Source organism: Alistipes sp. dk3624 (genome assembly GCF_009557455.1).
Taxonomy (GTDB): Bacteria; Bacteroidota; Bacteroidia; order Bacteroidales; family Rikenellaceae; genus Alistipes_A; species Alistipes_A hominis.
This window is the reverse complement of sequence record NZ_CP045651.1, coordinates 2,361,820-2,379,718: the sequence shown is the minus strand read 5'-3', so window position 1 is coordinate 2,379,718 and position 17,899 is coordinate 2,361,820. Positions and strand designations below refer to the sequence as shown.

Annotated in this window: 18 protein-coding genes and 1 pseudogene; 7 read left to right on the top strand and 12 right to left on the bottom strand. The window is 43.5% G+C overall.

The window, feature by feature from the left end; translation table 11 throughout:
* Positions 1-14: 14 nt before the first annotated feature.
* Positions 15-1,115: an efflux RND transporter periplasmic adaptor subunit gene (locus GFH31_RS10200; protein WP_153497870.1), complete on the bottom strand. Its 1,101-nt coding sequence runs from the start codon at positions 1,113-1,115 to the stop codon at positions 15-17.
* Between the two features lie 148 nt (positions 1,116-1,263).
* Between GFH31_RS10200 and GFH31_RS10195 the strand changes: the two genes are divergently transcribed.
* Complete coding sequence (locus GFH31_RS10195; protein ID WP_172970742.1) at positions 1,264-2,112, top strand: AraC family transcriptional regulator; 849 nt, start codon at positions 1,264-1,266, stop codon at positions 2,110-2,112.
* A 35-nt stretch (positions 2,113-2,147) separates the two neighbouring features.
* Here the strand turns inward: GFH31_RS10195 and GFH31_RS10190 are convergent, their stop codons facing one another.
* Together GFH31_RS10190 and GFH31_RS10185 are read right to left on the bottom strand one after the other, a co-directional pair.
* Positions 2,148-3,371, bottom strand: a complete 1,224-nt coding sequence (locus tag GFH31_RS10190; RefSeq protein WP_153497868.1) for a site-specific integrase — start codon at positions 3,369-3,371, stop codon at positions 2,148-2,150.
* Between the two features lie 297 nt (positions 3,372-3,668).
* Positions 3,669-5,117, bottom strand: coding sequence for a phage/plasmid primase, P4 family (locus GFH31_RS10185; RefSeq protein WP_153497867.1), 1,449 nt, complete (start codon positions 5,115-5,117; stop codon positions 3,669-3,671).
* A 664-nt stretch (positions 5,118-5,781) separates the two neighbouring features.
* Here GFH31_RS10185 and GFH31_RS10180 point away from each other — a divergent pair.
* A complete protein-coding gene (locus GFH31_RS10180; RefSeq protein ID WP_153497866.1) occupies positions 5,782-6,444 on the top strand; it encodes a hypothetical protein in 663 nt (220 codons plus the stop codon).
* A gap of 60 nt (positions 6,445-6,504) precedes the next feature.
* On the opposite strand, the gene GFH31_RS10175 is transcribed toward GFH31_RS10180, so the two are convergent.
* The 9 genes from GFH31_RS10175 to GFH31_RS10135 all read right to left on the bottom strand — a co-directional run bounded on the left by GFH31_RS10175 (position 6,505) and on the right by GFH31_RS10135 (position 13,941).
* Entirely contained in the window at positions 6,505-7,212 is a 708-nt protein-coding gene (locus tag GFH31_RS10175) for a hypothetical protein (protein ID WP_153497865.1), read from the bottom strand.
* Positions 7,213-7,708: 496 nt separating this feature from the next.
* Positions 7,709-8,047: a DUF4339 domain-containing protein gene (locus tag GFH31_RS10170; protein ID WP_153497864.1), complete on the bottom strand. Its 339-nt coding sequence runs from the start codon at positions 8,045-8,047 to the stop codon at positions 7,709-7,711.
* A gap of 22 nt (positions 8,048-8,069) precedes the next feature.
* Positions 8,070-9,401: an SPFH domain-containing protein gene (locus GFH31_RS10165; RefSeq protein ID WP_153497863.1), complete on the bottom strand. Its 1,332-nt coding sequence runs from the start codon at positions 9,399-9,401 to the stop codon at positions 8,070-8,072.
* A gap of 1 nt (position 9,402) precedes the next feature.
* Positions 9,403-10,113 carry a hypothetical protein gene (locus GFH31_RS10160; RefSeq protein ID WP_153497862.1) on the bottom strand — a complete coding sequence of 237 codons (711 nt, stop codon included), beginning with the start codon at positions 10,111-10,113 and terminating at the stop codon, positions 9,403-9,405.
* Between the two features lie 26 nt (positions 10,114-10,139).
* Positions 10,140-10,940 carry a hypothetical protein gene (locus tag GFH31_RS10155; protein ID WP_153497861.1) on the bottom strand — a complete coding sequence of 267 codons (801 nt, stop codon included), beginning with the start codon at positions 10,938-10,940 and terminating at the stop codon, positions 10,140-10,142.
* 37 nt (positions 10,941-10,977) lie between these two features.
* The gene (locus GFH31_RS10150) at positions 10,978-12,309 is read right to left on the bottom strand and encodes a hypothetical protein (protein WP_153497860.1); all 1,332 of its coding nucleotides are present in this window, start codon (positions 12,307-12,309) and stop codon (positions 10,978-10,980) included.
* Positions 12,310-12,338: 29 nt separating this feature from the next.
* Positions 12,339-12,593, bottom strand: a complete 255-nt coding sequence (locus GFH31_RS10145) for a hypothetical protein (RefSeq protein WP_153497859.1) — start codon at positions 12,591-12,593, stop codon at positions 12,339-12,341.
* 428 nt (positions 12,594-13,021) lie between these two features.
* Entirely contained in the window at positions 13,022-13,435 is a 414-nt protein-coding gene (locus tag GFH31_RS10140) for a hypothetical protein (RefSeq protein WP_153497858.1), read from the bottom strand.
* Between the two features lie 5 nt (positions 13,436-13,440).
* Positions 13,441-13,941, bottom strand: coding sequence for a hypothetical protein (locus GFH31_RS10135; RefSeq protein ID WP_153497857.1), 501 nt, complete (start codon positions 13,939-13,941; stop codon positions 13,441-13,443).
* A 1,020-nt stretch (positions 13,942-14,961) separates the two neighbouring features.
* On the opposite strand from GFH31_RS10135, the gene GFH31_RS10130 reads away from it, so the two are divergent.
* The 5 genes and pseudogenes from GFH31_RS10130 to GFH31_RS10110 all read left to right on the top strand — a co-directional run bounded on the left by GFH31_RS10130 (position 14,962) and on the right by GFH31_RS10110 (position 17,899).
* Positions 14,962-15,747, top strand: coding sequence for a hypothetical protein (locus GFH31_RS10130; RefSeq protein ID WP_153497856.1), 786 nt, complete (start codon positions 14,962-14,964; stop codon positions 15,745-15,747).
* Positions 15,748-15,802: 55 nt separating this feature from the next.
* Positions 15,803-16,129, top strand: coding sequence for a WYL domain-containing protein (locus GFH31_RS10125; protein ID WP_172970741.1), 327 nt, complete (start codon positions 15,803-15,805; stop codon positions 16,127-16,129).
* A 117-nt stretch (positions 16,130-16,246) separates the two neighbouring features.
* Positions 16,247-16,560: pseudogene (locus tag GFH31_RS10120) on the top strand (conjugal transfer protein TraG); the annotation flags it as partial.
* A gap of 87 nt (positions 16,561-16,647) precedes the next feature.
* On the top strand, positions 16,648-16,860 hold the full coding sequence (locus tag GFH31_RS10115; RefSeq protein WP_153497854.1) for a helix-turn-helix transcriptional regulator: 213 nt from the start codon (positions 16,648-16,650) through the stop codon (positions 16,858-16,860).
* Complete coding sequence (locus tag GFH31_RS10110) at positions 16,850-17,899, top strand: DNA cytosine methyltransferase (RefSeq protein ID WP_153497853.1); 1,050 nt, start codon at positions 16,850-16,852, stop codon at positions 17,897-17,899. Before GFH31_RS10115 ends, GFH31_RS10110 begins: the two co-directional genes overlap by 11 nt.

Below are 17,899 nucleotides of genomic sequence, written 5' to 3'. Positions count from 1 at the left end.
TGTTCTTTTACACTTTAATCGTTCTTTATGGATATGGGAGTACCCTCTTTCAGCATGGCCACACCCTCGCTGACCAGAATATCCCCTTCCTGCAAACCGCTGCGGACTATGTATGTTTTGCCGTCGTTAAGTTTGTCCACTTTGATTTCGGCGGACTTCGCCACACTGTCGACGACCTTGTACACATATATCTTGTCCTGAATCTCGTAGGTCGTTCCCTGTGGAATGACAAACACGTTCTGCTCTTTGTGGGGCAGAACCACGTTTCCCACGCCGCCGCTGAACAGCAGGCGTTTCTCGTTAGGGAACACGCAGCGGACAGATGCCGTACCCGTCTGGGGATTGATGACACCGCTGATGGTCTCGATCCGCCCTTTGCTTTCGTAGATGGACCCGTCATTGAGCTGCAACTCTATTTCAGGCATCTTGCGGATCGTTTCATCGGGCGAGCCGTATTGGCGGAACAGGCTGCGGAGCTGGTTTTCGCTCATGGAAAAATAGACGTACATCTGTCTCGTGTCCGACACCGTTGTCAGCGGTTTGGAAATGGACGGGCCGACCAACGCTCCTGCCCGGAAAGGGAGTGTTCCTACCACACCGTCGGCAGGGGAATGGACCTCGGTATAGGACAGGTTGTTTCTCGCGTCGGTTTCCTGCGCTCTGGCTTGTTCTAAATTTGCCTTGGCAATGGAGAGAGCGTTCTTTGCGGTCGAAAGGTCATACTCGGAGATGACTTTCTCATCGAACAGTATCCGCTTGCTGTCATAGTCGAGCCGGGCGGTCTCGACCTGTGCCTCGGCTGCATGGACATTGGCGATTGCAGTCCTCAATGCTGCCTGATAAGGCACCTGGTCGATCACGAAGAGTGACTGTCCTTTCTTCACTTTTTCGCCCTCCTTCACTTTTAACACAGATATTGTTCCCGACACCTGCGGGTAGATCTCCACATCCTGGCGGCCCTCTATCGTGGCCGAATAGGACTCTGTTATATCGACCGATGTGGCCGTAACCTTGAATACGGGATAAGCCCGCCTTTCCTCCGGAGCGGGACGCTCGTTTCCGCACGCCGTCAGGAGTGCCAGACAAGCCGATGAAATGATTGTTCTGAGTCGCATATACCTGATTTTAATTTATAATCGGAATCATGGCTGCAAAATTACCGTGTTTTGCGATGCCATTATGTGCCTTTATTCTGACAAGTCGGGTACTTTTTCGGACGGTAAGAAGTTTCTTTGTGAGGAAAATGCTAATTTTGCGACAGATATGAGTAGAGCCAAATATAAATTATGGAAAATAACCCGATACGGTCTGTCGGGTGAAACGGATCTGAGAGAAGGTGTCGGCAAGATTGTCGATATCAACGGTTGTACATTGCTCCGATGTGACAGAGGGTATGGTGTGGTCAGTATAGACTTCCGCAAAATGAAAGTATCTGCCGGCTCTTTAGTCGTCCTTACGGGGGATTTGCCGTTCATCCCCATTGGAATGTCGAAGGATTTCCACGCTTATTATATTTCCGTTCCCGAAGAACTTGCCGACGAGATGTTCTACAAGGTGGCATCCTCTTTCTGGGATTTGCTCTACCGGTATCCCGTACTTCCCACGACGCCGGAGCAGAACCGTCTGCTGAAGCATTGGTTCATACAGACCGACTGGGTTATTAACCATTTCACTATAGAACAGGCGAAAGATGTCGTGAGGAATAACTTTTATAACCTGTTTGTCGCCATAGACAACGAAATGAGAAGTATGGGCATCGGGGAAGTTGGTAATTTCTCGAAGAACAGAAGCTGGAAACTGTATAATGATTTCTACACGCTGCTGGAAAGATATCACACGAAACACCATGACGTGAAATTCTATGCCGACAAGTTGAATATAACCCCGGATTATCTGTATAAACTGTTCTATCGGATTGAAAATATTTCTCCCAAAGAGATGATAGACCGGTTAGTGATCGTTTCCATAAAAATTCTTCTCCAGAATACCGACCTGTCCGTCAAGAATATTGCGGCGGAGCTACATTTCGATGACCCGCCCTACATGTGCCGTTTCTTCCGAAGAATGACGGGAATGTCTCCGTTGGAATACAGAGACAGTGTGAAAAAATAATTAACTTATTTGGATTAAGCTCTGCTCCGTCCAGCTTACCGATCCATCCTGAACTTGTCCGCAATCTTCTCACTCAAGGCATCCATATCCCGGCCAATCTTGTCGTTAGTGATCTTGGCATAAATCTGCGTGGTGGTATTATGCCCTAACATCTTGCTGACCGTCTCCAGCGGTACGCCCTGAGACAGAGTAACTGTGGTTGCGAAAGTGTGCCGCGCCTGATGCATCGTCGGATTGAACGACAATCCGGCATGACGGGCAACATGGCGAAGCGACATATTCATCGAATTACCGTCCTTGACCGGGAACACCTTATTATTCGGCAACTGCAAGCGACTGTACCTCTCAACAAGGCTTTTGGCTACAGGCAGGAGTTTGACCCGGAACTGCGTACCCGTCTTTGCCCGGTTGTCGATAATCCACATATCGCCCCGCTCATCCGTGTGAATATCGTCATGGGAAAGTTTCTGTACATCGGCATAGGCCAATCCCGTGAAGCAGCAGAATACGAAGATATCACGTACAATGGCAGTTTTATAATTGGGAACTTGCACGTCCATGACCGCCTGCAATTCCGATTCGGACAAGAAACGGCGGTCGCGATACTTACCCGCCACTCTAAATCCTGCGAAAGGGTCCGATGCGATCCAGCCGTTCTTAAAGGCCGTATAGCTCATCAGCTTCAGTTTCTTTATCGCATTGGGCAATGTTCCCGGTAACATACCCCGGACTGTCGATAGGTAAACCACGTACTTTTCAATAAACTCCCGCTTCAATTCTTTAAAGGGAATATCCTCCACTTTATATTCGTATTGCAGAAATGCTGCAAGGCGTCTGTACTGCTTACGGTAGTTTTCCAGCGTGGAGGCTTTGCGGTCTTTGTCTACCCGGTTTTTCTCGAAATCGTTCAGGTACTCATCGAAAGTTTGCAGCAGGAGCTGATAGCCGTCCCCGAAACCCAGCCATGCGTTCTTGACTTTCTCGGCAGTGACATACGAATCTCGGTCGCAGATGCGCTGGTACTGCTTGCCGATATTGGTCTTGATATTCTCCAGTTTCTCGTTGATACGCTGGGCTACGACACTTTTGCCTATCGCTTTATTGGCTTTGGTGTCCCATAGTTTGGGTGGAATAGATAGTTTACAACTGAACTGCGAGATAGTCCCGTTGATGGTGATACGCCCCATGATGGGCGCTTTGCCGTTCTGCTCGGCCTGTCGTTTCAGGTAAAACAGGACTTTGAATGTGCTTCTTGCCATAACTCTAAAAACTTTTTGCAATGATACATGACTTAGAGTTATTCGAGGTTATGAAATCAGGCGCAAGAAACGGAAAACCAATACATTAAAAGCAAAATCCGGAAAGAGATTGCGGTAACGATTTGGTAACGCAACTCCTTCCGAACTATGCCTTTTCGTGCGTTTTTAACGCTTTACCACCTTAGGGTAGGTATTATTAAATTGCAGTAATAGTGATATTTACGCTATTTTACATTCACCCCATTTTTTTAAAGGAGGCCCAAATTTCGGGTCTCGCTTCTTTTTCAATCGAACATGTCATTTTACCGATAATTTATCTAACATTTCTCCGATCTCGTCTACAGCCGACTTTTGTATTGTTTCGCAACAGACGTAAGTCCGGTTTCCCGTACCGGCTACGACATCGAATCCGGCGGCTCTCAATCGGAGTCCGAAACTTTTGTGTCCTACTTGACGACAGTTGTTCAGTTTACAGAATTCGTTATACTCTTCACGAAGAGTTTTCATCAGAATTCGGTTACTCGTTGAAGGAGTGTATCCACTTTCAGACATGAATGTCGCGACACTGTCCAGGTCTCGACGAATCTGTTCTTTTGCAGCTTCCATTTTCGGAGATTTCGTAAATTTATGCGTAGCCAACAACCGTTTGAGTCCATCCAGTACCCATTGAAGAACGCCGTTCAGCTCACTTGCGATAATTTTTTTCGCAAGTTCCGGATCTTGTTCGGATTTCGGTATCGTCACATCGAACTGCATGAAATTCATTCGTCTGAAATAGGCGTCCGAAATTTCCACGGAAGTCGGTAACGAATTGGTGTTGAACATAAATTTGCAATATTTACGAACTGTGAATGGTCGGCCGTACGGATTGCGTGCATCGACAGGTTCCCCGCTTATGAGCTTTTTGATCATATCGACATCCGACAAATTCGTTCCGAGTTCGGATGAATAGTTCAGTAACTTACCGGAAATCATCGAACGATAATAACCATTCCCGTCACAAAGTTGCGAAAGCGTGTAATGCGTGATATTTTCGTTTCCTAACAACGCATTTACAATGTCGAACACAACGGATTTACCGTTCGCACCGGTTCCGATCAACATCAGACATTGCTCCAGTTTTAGATTGTTCGTCAACGCATAGCCGATATATTCTGCAAGGAAATCTTGAGACTCTTTTTCCGGCAATACTCTGTCGAGAAACTGCTGAAACAAGTTCGTTTTCGCGTTTTCATCGTATGCCACCGGCAGCTGATACCTCATAAAGTCGTCTGCCGAAAACGGTTCGAGAGTACATCCTTCGCTATCGATTTTCAATGTTCCATTGGACAAATTGATTTTTACGAAATCGTCGTTGTTCTCAGGTTCGGTTCGACCAGCATACGAATGAAACTGCTGTACCAACATTTTCACGATCGATGCTGAGATGGCCATTTTTTTATTAAGACCACAGTTACATGCAACACGGGATAAAAATTTGCCAAATATCGTTCGTTCGATTTGTTGCCAAAAAGCCCCAGTATAATAATACACATTTTCATCAAAACTGCATAATGGCAGTCGGACAGTCCGTGATACGTCATACAATTGCTCAATAATCATCGCACATCGTGCAATAATAGGAATATCCGTTACATAATCTTTTGGATCATCAATGTCATAATTGAATTCTTCTATGAAATCGATTTCTTCTATCATACTTTCGATGATAGATAATTGAGAAATAATATTTTTAACATAAATCATAACTCGTAATGATTTAAGTTTCCACCTCGTATTAATTTACAGCTACATGAACCGAGGTGTTTAATTCATGCAGACTTGTTTCATTAAGCAGGTTTAATGTATAACAGGTGGTGCACGTTTAGATGTTTTCATTCTGGTACTTTTTTATGATTATCACTAGTGATGTTTTGCTATTTCTAAACCACTAACTTTCACCTAGTTGCATAAAAATGATTAGTTTCTCATGCAACTAGTTTGGGTCAGTTAACCTAGTTAGCTATATCGTCTCGTCTTTTTAGTGTTTCCCTTTTTGTCTCTTGTCTTTCCAGCCATGTTTATTGAAAATACTTAACTCTATTAACTCTGTTGTAAGTTTTCACTTTGGCTCTGTCTCAAATTACAATGAATAATTAGGTAGTCAAAAACTACATCATACAATCGACATAAATCCACGTACAGATTCTATGACAATATTATTCCTAGTACATAAGCGGCAAAAATTCATTTCATAAATCAATATTTTACAGATAGTTGATGCAAATTTTTCTGATGGCAAAAGTATAGGGTACTTTTCACTTTCACAAGGAATATGGGTAGTCAGAAAGTAGTAAAAACAATATACATTAGACGTAGAGCATTGATGTTTTAAATCCTTTGATTAGCTTTACATCAAATGCTAATCAACATGAAATCAAAATCAAATAGAATATCGCCTACACTCTTAGAGTGTGAAGTTCTTAAACAAAAACTTACTAAGGCCTATCAGGCCTATCACGGGACACCGGAACAGAAAGAGAAGGAGAAGAAGAAGAAAAACAAGACGACAAAGGATGATAATCGTTATCAAAAAATTGCAACATACTTAGAGGACCATGGAAATAGAACTGTATCTCCCTCAACGCTACAAAGAATTTGGAGATATAAAGAAAATCATAGTTTTCAAGAGGCTACGCTTAATATATGTGTCCAAGCATTGGGTTATGAGTCTTGGGTAATGTTCTCCGACTCAATATCAAATCCTGATGAAGAGAACTTTGACCCCTACTCGATAAATGTAGATGAAATGCAAAAAGATGAATGCATCACGATTGGATGGAAAAAACAAAATCAATATTGTCGGCTGAAATATCTTGGCAATTACGAATGGGAAATACTCGAAGAACAAGGTATGTCATGGCCCAATATAAAGGACAATAAATTCAAAGCTAGATATTTCGTTTTACGAGTAATCTTAACCTTAAATAATGAAGGAGATTTCGGGTATCTAAACAGATTATTTGTTTGGCCTTACATGAAAAAACCGACACCAAAACAAGCTTTGGATTTAGGTATTGTCGGTCTATATTAAAATACACCCCTGAGATATTAATCTCAGGGGTGTTGCTATTCGATATAATTCTCGTACATCTTATATGTACCTGCAATCTATCTCCATTAATTCGTCGTCTGTGGTCGCGGGATAATCGTACAAGTCGATCAAATCGCCGATGACGAGCGGTTCGACATCTTCGCCCATCAGACACATCAACGCGCTATCGGTCCGGGCGATCATCGGCTGTAAATATTCCTTATACAGTCCGACGGAAAATGCGTATGCCATCGATAACCCGAAGCCACCAGACAAATAACCGCTGCCCCACATCATGGATTGATACAGTGCGAAACGGTATTCGAACAAATGCCGGAACAATCCGGCTCCCTGTCGCAACGGATCGGGGCTTTGTAAATCAAACAGCTTCTCGTCCATATTCCCCATACGGCACACTTGCACGATCCGGTCACGGGCTTCATCTTCCGTGATTTGTCCGGTGTTGAAAAAATCTCCGTTCACGAATCTCAAAATTTGCGGATGCCTTACCGTTTCCATAAACAGATTGTAGGCACGCAGGACCGAGACCAACCTCTTATAGCGGATCTCACGCGGCTGATTCAATTTTCGGCAAAACGACGAATCGTCTTTTTGAATATATCCGGACAAGGATTCTCCGAACATCAGAGACATGAAATCAGCCAGTTCGTGCAGGAACCGTTGAGGCGTAACGATTTTTGCGCGAAATGCTTCTTGTGGCGACAACGCGGTTGCGGCGTTAAATTGTGTTTTTATAGTAAATATCATTTTATTACAATGTATTTATAAATCAAATATAACTCTCTAATTTTTTACAACCGATGCCATAAAAACAGAGAATCATCCGAATTTTAATAATTCGGATGATTCTCTGTTCATATTTCGACTTATGATTTCCCTTGTGATTACAACCGTTTCATCTACATCTTCGATCTGTATATAAAATCAGTACATAATAATAGAAGTAATAATAAACAGCCATTTACAATTATCACAACAGATAACTCGGCGCGTACCCATGAAAATATTGCATTCAAAATAAATAAGCAACATCCCAAAATACCGCTCATTGTTTTAATCATTATGCCACCTCGTTTTTCTTTGAACTCGACTGCTAATATCATTGCCATAGGCACAAAAACGCAAATGAAAACGACAATCGAAATAGGCATTCTTATGGCATTTCCCGAAGAACACACCCCAAAGCCCCAACTACATAACAGACTAAAGACAAAAATGATTACACTTCGTAGTATGTTGATTTTCATAAGCTGATTTCAGGAGGAAACTCTATCAATAATTTATTTATTTCACAAATTTCATTTGCGAATTTCCAAGACGGTAATCCTTGAGTCCATATTAAGGATTGTCCGTTCATCTTTTTTTCTGCAATCAATTTTTTCAGTTCATCCACTAAAAGCGGTCCGACCTGCTTACCTTCAATAACCGCAAAATATGTTTTGGGATTGATGAAGGGCTGATTCCCTGCACCTGGGACCACCATATTTGTAAATGACTGATTCATTGTTCGTATCATCTGTCTTGCAACGGCAATACCTAAGCCAAACTCGACTAAGCGATCAATAGAATTAAAATCATTCATATTGTAATTTTTTAATTTGTTATTAGAATACAGGAGGTGGCGGCGGAGTATTGGAAACAAACAACGCTGTCAGTTCGGTAACATTACCTGCGAGATCCCAATTCGCCATACCTTGTCTCCAAACATACGTACTGGAAGTGAATTGCCCTTGCTGTTGCAATTGTTGTAGCTGTGCGATTGTGAAAGGTCCGCTTTGTTGTCCGTTTACGGCAATCATAAACTGTATACTCGGAAGCGGAGGCGGGGTATTCTGTTGCTGTTGCATATTATTCCCCATTTGTTGCATCATATTGGCCATCTGCCCTCCCATAGCGCCTCCCATCATCATACCCGTCATCAATCCTGCCGGATTTAATCCTCCGCCATTTCCCATATTACTCATGTCTCCTAAACTGGATGCCGCAGTCTTTAAAACCTCTGTTTGCTGATCAAGAGCATGTGCGCCCATAAAGTTTGTTTCCGTTTGTAAACGTTGGGCACGTTGCGCCTCGTCCCGTTGAATACGAAGCGTTTCTTCCATATTGGAAGCATTGATACGTTGAGTGTCCGAAAGATTTTTTATTCCAATCGTCGTCTGTGCATCGATAGTCCGACTTTGTTGTTCTGCGGTAACCTTTCTCAACTCTTTATATCCGGCACTTTCTTTATCCGGTTCTATAGCAGAGATATCTAAGCGTTTTAAATTAACCCCAAAATCATTTGCAAACTCAATAACAAGTCGTTGTTGGATCAAATCGCTAACCTCTATAATTTTTCTTTCTAATTGAAGAACCGGAATACCATTGTCTGTCGGCGCATTGCTTATAAAACCTTTTACATATTTGACAACAGCATCTTTGACCTGCTTTTCGAAATCGATTAATTCAAAATTGATTAATCGATTTAATTTAATAAAAGCCTTATAATCGGTAATATTGAAAGTGATGGTTCCACGCACAGCCATCGGAACTCCGAAATCGAGAAAACGAGGGTCGAAAATTTCAAAATACGGAATGCCGAAACGGATATGTACATTTCCGGAGAGATTTATATAGTAGATTTCTGCTTGGAATGGCGAAGCGCCTCCGAAAGCAAGTCCAACAATATTGGTCAGTACGGGAAAATTGGCTGTTTTTATCGTATCGTCATAGGGTCCGACAATGAAATCCTGCATCTTACCGTCCGATTGTTTATATACGAATACGGCGACTTCTCCGTCTTTTACCCGTAGACTACTGCCATAGCGGATTGCATTTTCCTTGTGCGTACTGTTGACGCTTCCGCTCGGACGCCATTTCCATACCAAATATTCTTCTTCATCACAGCGGATGACATCCATCAATCCGCCTTCCGATTTTTTGCCGAACAAGCCCATATTATTTGATTTTCAATTGTTTTGAGTATTCATTAATCTTATCTAAAACCTCTTTATTCTCTTTCATCGAGAATCTGGCTTTCATAATGATTTGTTCGCATTTCGCTTTCCAAACAGGGACAAATTCATTATGTTTTATGTTCTCGGGGTTTTTGCGCGTAAAAAAATTTCCCAATTGACGTGCATTCGGAACAGCAAGTGCCAAAAACTCCAATATATCCTCTTGGGTCGTCGGTATCGGAAAATTTTTAATGATTTCTTTTTTTCTGTTATCCGTTTTATCTCCACCCAAACCGTATGCTTGTAGAAATATACTCGCGACGGATTTCCCCACCGTTTGTTCTTTGCGACTCGCCTCAACCTCTTCGAGCATTTTAAATAATTTAGTGATAGAAGAGTTGGCTTCGATATGACTGAATTTATATCCGCAATCCGCGCATTGAGTTTGGAAAGATTGCACAATTCCCCCGCATACCGGACATTTTTTTACATCCCCGAATTTATTGGATTGCGGAGCGACACCTGTGTTCGTTTCATTCAATTGTGCCTTTTTCTGCTTTTCAAAAAGGCGTGCTTCTAACACCATCTCGAATTCGTCCAAATCGACTCCTATCGTTTCTGCTTTTTTAAAAAGCACCTGTTTTTCCTTTTCTGTCAGCACTCCGTCTGTCAAGGCATAGTCGATTAATTTTTCTAATTCTTCGTTGTACATAATTTCGTTCCTTTAAATTAGTTTCCTTATTTTTCTTCCTCAAATTCCTCTTCGAGCAGTTCGTCCGCATTTTGCGGTCGTTCGTTTTTCGGCAGGAAACGGATCTTGCCTTCTTTGATAAGCCGTTTGGCCTCGCTGCGGTCGGAAGCCGCGGGAACCTCATCGTCCGTCAGTACGTCCTGATTCCAGTCCATCAACCGGTTCGGATGGTACAGTTCCCAACTGACGGCCCGGATCAGCCGTTTCACGCGGGCTACGAGTTCGTGCGAGTCGTCCCGCTTGTCGGTAATGAACGCACAATGCGTAGGGAGCAAGGCATAATTCCACAGTGAATTGAAGAACAGCGGATTGTCCGTCTTGGCCCAGATATGCGCGATCGTGTAGTTCACGACCGTACTGCGCTGCCCCCAGCTCACGGCATGTCCCGTATAACGCAGGATCGTGCACTTGGGCGCATAGTTGCCGTCGGAATCTATCTTTACGCGGATTTTCGTTTCACGGTGGAACAGGCATTTCGTCTCGTCGATATGTCCGTCCTCGTCATGCTCGTATTTTGTAAACTGAACGGCCTCGCTTTTGTTCTTGAACCGTGGCGTGGTGGTCTTCACGGCATGTTGCAGGAAGTAATTGCCGTTGGAGGTAAACCGGACGGGAATGGCCTGCCCGGTACGGATCAGGGCGCGGATATCCCGCGCCTGTTCCCGTACCATCTCCTTGTCGAAAAAGAGCGTGTGTTCCAGAATGTGTTCGATCAGGACCTCGTCACTGCCGAAAAGCGACCGTAACGCCTCCAGGCCGTCGATCTTGTCGAAATCTGATTTTCCCATCTTTTCAATGTATAATTATAATCGAACGACCTATCAATTAATTAATTCGTTCCATTTGGATAACGGTTCGTCCGTCAATCATATCGATAATCCGTTCTTGTCCGTTATCGACCTCGACGATAACCGTTTTCCCCGTCCGAAGGTCGAACGCCGAAAACTGCATGAGATCGTCGGCAAATAGCCTTAAATTTCTAATTTCATAATGCGTATTGGAATAGATCGGACTCACAGTTCCGGTCGTCGGGTCGAAACGCAATATATTCCCCTGATTATCCGAAGTATACAAATATTTATCTGAATGCAGATGCGGTCTATCTTCGAGTCGTTCAGGAAATTTTACATTATAAAAACGGACGTCCGTTTCGCCGTTGACTACGAAAACACCTCTTCCGGCAAACACCACAGCACACTCATCCAAACGTACGACATTGTACCTCCCATTGGAAGGTGTAAGGGCAAGGCTTTCGTAGGATCCTACGATAACCGTTTCCTCCGTAAGTGCATTTTGTTGAGCCGTATATTTGTATAGACTCCAATTGCGATCCCAAACTTCAAGTCGATAATAGTTGTTCGGATGACCGGGCAATGTAAAGACATCTCTTGCAGAGAATTCTCCTTTGTAATCGACTCCGCGCACAAATGTACCGGAATTCAATCGACATAAAGACGTGTTAGAAAACTCTCCCAATATCCATACATCGCCGTTACCATTAACAGTATACATATCGTATATATATCCATTGGTTTGAATATTGGAAAGCATTTCGAAGGAAACCAACTCTTCAACGAATACGTTACCGATAGCATCGTCATAAATCTTAGCGATACCTCCACTCGGGAAATACACGTCATTATTGGTATCCGTTTGTAGTTTCCACGCTTTTTCTTCGACTTCACCAACAACATCTCCGTTATAAGGTTTCTGAAAGAAACCCATCATGGGCGGCATAGGATAATCCGCTCCGGCCAGAAGACCGGGAGCAAATATAGCGCCGTCGCTTTTCCGAACGACAAACGCATAGTCGACATCATACGGAGTTCCAGTAGCTACGCTAACATTGATTAATAAGAATTTATCGGACAGATTCATCACGTAGTTCGTCTTCACATCGGTCGGTTTTCCGTTTTCGTTCACGAATTCGACTTTCTGCGTCTCGCCGTTAAATGTGATTTTATAAAGGGTCTGAACGTCTGCTGCCTCGTCCCCTCCACGGGTGGCAACACCTGAAGCGACGTATAACGATTGTGCATCCGCAATGTCTGCATGTTTAAGTGATGCAAAGAAAGCGGAAGGATCAATTCTCGGTTCGTCTTTTTCACAGCCGCAGAACAATGCCGCGGCCATGACGAAAAGTAAAATTTTCCTCATAACTTATAAATTGATTTAATATTTGTCGATTACTCTTTGACGGCTTTGACCTCGGCCCCGAAACCGTGAATATTGAACGTCGCGCCCGGATAGTTCTGACGCAACCATTCGGCGATGACCTCGTGACGCTTAGAGCCGGTAAAAGCCTGCGCCTGTTTGATATCGTCCACGATGAAAGTACGGTTGACAGGAATGGCCCCGTTACGTTGAACGGTTCCTTTGATTTTCACTTCCCATTGTTGAGGGGAATCGTCTTGCGACAGAAGTTTCTTGAAGAATCCCATGACTGAAAAACTTTGTTCTTCACGCCCCTCCGAAGATATGATACAAAAAGAAAAAGTGTGGAGCTGATTTCGTCTGTCGAGTGGATGGTTGTGGAAGGACCAAAGACAACAACAAACGATGCAATACCCCACACTTGAATAGATATGGGGTACGGATACGCAGAATGCGCACCCGGCCATACTCTAAACAAGAAATGAGTGCTGTTCGTCGTCCCGTTGTCATTGAAAACTTCCACATTTTCCACTCAGGACAGTGCGAAAACACTTTCTATATGTCCGCTTCGTGCTATGTGCACTAAGCATCACAAAGATAGAACATTTTCACACACGAACAAACACTCATCATGCGAGGTATTGCCGGCACATGATATTCCGCCCGGAGCGGAACAGGTCCGGCCGTTCGTATTTTCAGCCGTAAATTTGTCGTTTTACCGGAGCATTTCGCAGATGTAGCACAACGCACCCGCCAGCGACGGGTCGCTCCGTTCGGTCAGATCGACGGTATATTCGATGAACTCGTTTTTCGAAAACCACGAGATATCGTACTCATCGTATATTTCGGGATCGTACTCTTCGCAGATTTCACTGATAAAGAATATCAGCGGATCCTCTCGGGCTTTATCCGCCAACGGAAGATCCGAGGCGGCGAGATCCTCCTGCCACCCTTCGGCGGCGCAATAATAGAGCGTGGCCCATGTTTCACTAAGTCCGCACTCTTTCATGTAGGCCAAAACAAGCGAACGCATCGCGTCCATGACCGGCAATCGTTTACCCTCTTCGGCGAGTCGCAAGAACCGCTCGCCGTATAACGCTTTATGCGCGTCGTCTTTCCGAATATCCATCGCATTTACTGCATATTGAGTTCGTAATAATATCTGCCTGCGGCATTCGTTTTCGCCATACGGATCAAACCGAACATTTGCAGTTCGGCCAGACAGCGCGACCACGCGGATACGTCGTTTCCGGAGTCCGCATAACGGGCCAGATGCGCGACGCCCACACCCTCGGGACATCTGCGCCGTAATCCGCCCACGAGAATATACGTCGCCGTCGAAGCGACTGAAAGTCCCATTGCGGAGGCGATTTCGTCCAGCTCTGGACGGAACTCGAATTTTCCGAGATTATCGGGAGTTCCGCATCCTTTCAACAGGCGGAACATCGCCGAAGGTTCGATGCGTTCGGCCTCTTCCTGCGCCTGCAACCAGCGGTTCGTCCGCTCGATCTCCCTGCGGCTCTCTTCGATAAACTTTTGTAACTTTTCCTGTTCTTTTCTGCGGAGGTCGCGGGCGATTTCCCGCTCGACCAATCGGCTCTGTTCGCACAGATAATCCGCCATTCCTTTCGCCATAGATTCGTTTCGTTTTTATAGTTCGTATTTTTCTTCTCTATTTCGTCGTTTTCGCTCGTTTTTCGATGCGGAAATCGCGCCTGAAAATTTCGATTCGCTGTTGTTTTTCCGCTTTTCGAAAAGAAATAAACATCGCTTTATATCATTGATTATAAGAAAATTAATATTTAACCATTTCTTACTCTCGTTATATTAAAGTTACTGAAAATATGGCACTTAGACAACTTTTTCGATACTTTTTTCAGGGTATCGGGCAGGTACGGACGCATTTTATCTTCTGCTGGAGAGCGTATCTTTATGGATGGAAAGGAATGAAAACAAATAAGCGATTCTCAGAAAAAATCACTGGTGTACAATTTTTTGAAATCCATAATTAAATGTCATTCAAAAATTTGAATGAAAACACCTCAAAAAATCGCCGTTTCCGCCATTTTGCAAATAGAATAAATTGAGGACGAAACCATGAAAAAGTTAACCGAGTTAAACATACGGACGCATCTTTTCTGTTCCTGTTCTTCCCTTGATTCTATCATTTCTCTATACCGTTTTTGCTGAAAATACTTAACTCGGTTAACTCTTCATCAAAAGCGGAAAAGAAGGTGCTTTTCTGATGTTTCGATGCCTGACAAATAGGTCGATAAATTTGCGTAATCCACTAAATTTCACTATATTTAACATATAAACGAACATAAGACACGCACTTAAAACACGCGCAATTTATTGCTTTATGCAACGGATGGATTTTACAAGGACAACCGTTATGGAAGAAAATACGAACAGATTGCAGATGACCGAAGAGTTCATCGAAAAACGGCAGAAATTACAACGAATCGAAGCCGAAATAAAAAAGACGGTTATTTTAGCCGACCGCAAACGCTTGCCGGTTAAAAAGGCGAACTCCGACATAGCGATATCCTTGCCGGAATCGATGATGACTTTATCCGTCTTCCCCGACTTTCCGAGACGCAGCAGGAGTGTCTCGGACGGTTATTGCTAAGAAGGGCGCAGATCCTCAACGGGATGTTTCTCGCAACGCCTGCGGAACTCGAAAGGTTCGAGAAAGTCAATGCCTTACTGTACGATCTGACCCAAAAACTCTATACCCACACAGGTATTTTATACCGAAAAACGATTGTCGATTACGACCGGGAGTTTACCGACGATATGGAGTTCGAAAGCAAACTGCGTTATTCGTACAACGGCAAAAGCTCTCTGTTGTGGCTGGAAGAAAACGAATATTACGGGTCGGATTTCGATCGTATGCTCAATATCCTCGACCAGTATGTCGATGAATACAAAAAACACAGAGAGCCGCATGTGCGTTGCGGCAAAAGTTTCGATCCGGAGGATAAGCCGGATATGACAGCAAAGAAGTTGCGTTTAGAGAACTTCTTTGATGACGGCCAACCGTGGTTCGAAGGCCCGCTGCATCATCCGGCATTGCAAAACATTCTTGTCTGTTATGCCACGCACGTTTTTTGTTCGCACCACGACTTCTCCATTCCCGACCTGCTGCGTCTGAACGATTTCTGGATGGAGTTGCATGTTACTTATCAACAATTCGCCGACCAGCAAGGCCGGTCGGGACTTGTATGGTGGGCGAAATGTTCGTTCGAGGAGTTTCGCCGTAAGATACTCGATGAGGGCGACCATCGTCCCGCAGGGTGGAGTCGCGGCCGGTTCATTTCCGAACGGTGTCGACGGGCAATTCTTGAAGACAACGATTTTAAGTCGGAAAACGATCCGTTACACGACGACAGTAAGATCGATGCATTCCTCGCAGATGTATTCGCGGAAATACAATGACAGTAAATGTGTCGGGACAAAGTATCGATAAACGACGACTTAACAAAGAATAATGATGAAAGACGACAGACAGACGAAATACGTTCGCCGGATAATGGCGGAAATAGAAGAATTCATCCGGGAAAGGCATGTCATGGAGTTGATATACCTCGATGCGAACGGGGAAAACATGTATTACAGGGTCGCCCCGATCTGCATCAAAGAGCACGATAGCGATCGGTATCTGCTCGCATCTACGGAGGACGATCGAGTGTTAATCTTTGCCATAGAATACATTACCGGAGTGGGCGAGACCGAAGCGATGACGACCTTTTCTTTGCCGGAAAACTTCGACATCGAACGGTTCAAAAAACGATTCTTCGATATTGGGAAGGTGATGTAATAGTAATAGTCATATTCAAATGACTGTCAAATTATTAACGAACGCACGGCCATTGAAAAGGCAATATAAGAATATGCAACGAAAAACATCTCATTCCAGTCAAGTTAACACTCATACTTGATACCCGTCAGCAAAATATCAACGCTCACATAGGGTATGTTCGTGGGTGCGATTACCGACAACTTCGATGAGCGCATCGAGCAGAAAATTTTTCATGCTGAAATTGTGGCGGATAACGAACGGGTAAAGCGGAAACCCGTTAACTACAAAAAATACCCGTCATCACCAATTTTGTGGACGAGGACGGCGTGGACAGGATGCAGGAGAATTACGACCGCATCAAAGCCGAAACCCGTCAGATCGTCGAGGACGAACCGGAACGGATCAAAAATGATCCGATACTATGTCATTGGTTGACGGAGGAGAAATAGTAATTCATCTGATTGTTGATAAGTTATCCTCACAATCCTTGCACAAGTCATAAGGAAACAATAAATTTGCACGTTAGAACAATTAATATGTCTGAAAAAGCAATCAATCGGATTAAGGTTATTCTTGCAGAGAAAAGATTAACCAACAAATGGCTGGCAGCACAATTGGGACGAACCGAATCAACGGTATCTCGTTGGTGCACCAATGAAAAGCAGCCGACTATTGATACGTTTATTGAAATATCAAACGTATTGGAGGTAGATTTAAGAGACTTATTTTATCCCACAAATGAAAAATAAAAGAACATTAAAAGCGGTTGATTTCTTTTGTTCCGCGGGTGGCGTTACCTGCGGTTTTAAAGAAGCAGGCATAAATGTGCTGGGAGGGATAGACATTGATCCTAATTGTCAAATTACATATGAGAAAAATAATGACGCCAAATATCTATGTGCGGATGTCTCAAGTTTAGACATAAAGTCATTAACTAAAATCTTTAATATTCGAAGAAACCAATCCAATTTAATATTTGTGGGTTGTAGCCCGTGTCAATACTATTCTAATATGAACACGGATAAGACCAAATCAAGTGAAACAAGATTATTGCTGGATGATTTTCAAGGATTCGTTGATTACTATAGACCCGGATATATTTTTATAGAAAATGTACCCGGATTGCAAAAAGATCCGGATAGTCCTTTAGGGAAATTTAAAGCGTTTCTAACCGAAAGCGGCTATGTGTTTGATGAGAACATAATTAATGCAAAGTACTTCGGAGTGCCTCAAAATAGGCGCAGATATGTATTAATCGCTACTCGAATTAAACAGACGATAAGCCTACCGAAGGAAAATAAAAAGAATATCAAAACAGTGAGAGATGCTATCGGGGATTATTCCAAGTTTTATCCGATATTAGCAGGATATAAAGATAAAAGCTCTTTTATTCATACTTCCGCAGATTTGTCCGTAATTAATAAAAAGAGGCTGCAACAAGTTCCGTTAAATGGGGGTAGTCGAGAATCTTGGGATGACGATCTCCAACTTGAGTGTTATAAAAGTCATGAAGGGCATACGGATGTTTATGGGAGAATGCATTGGGATAGACCATCACCCACTATAACCACTCGGTTTTGTAGTATTTCTAATGGTCGATATGGGCATCCGGAACAGTTACGAGCAATCTCTTTACGTGAAGGAGCGATGTTGCAAAGTTTCCCGGAAGATTATGTATTCTATTCTGAGAGTCAGGGAGTGATTGCAAAGATGATAGGCAATGCAGTTCCTCCACAATTTGCAGCTCTTATCGGAAGTAAATTAATAGAAACTCACAAAACGAGATAA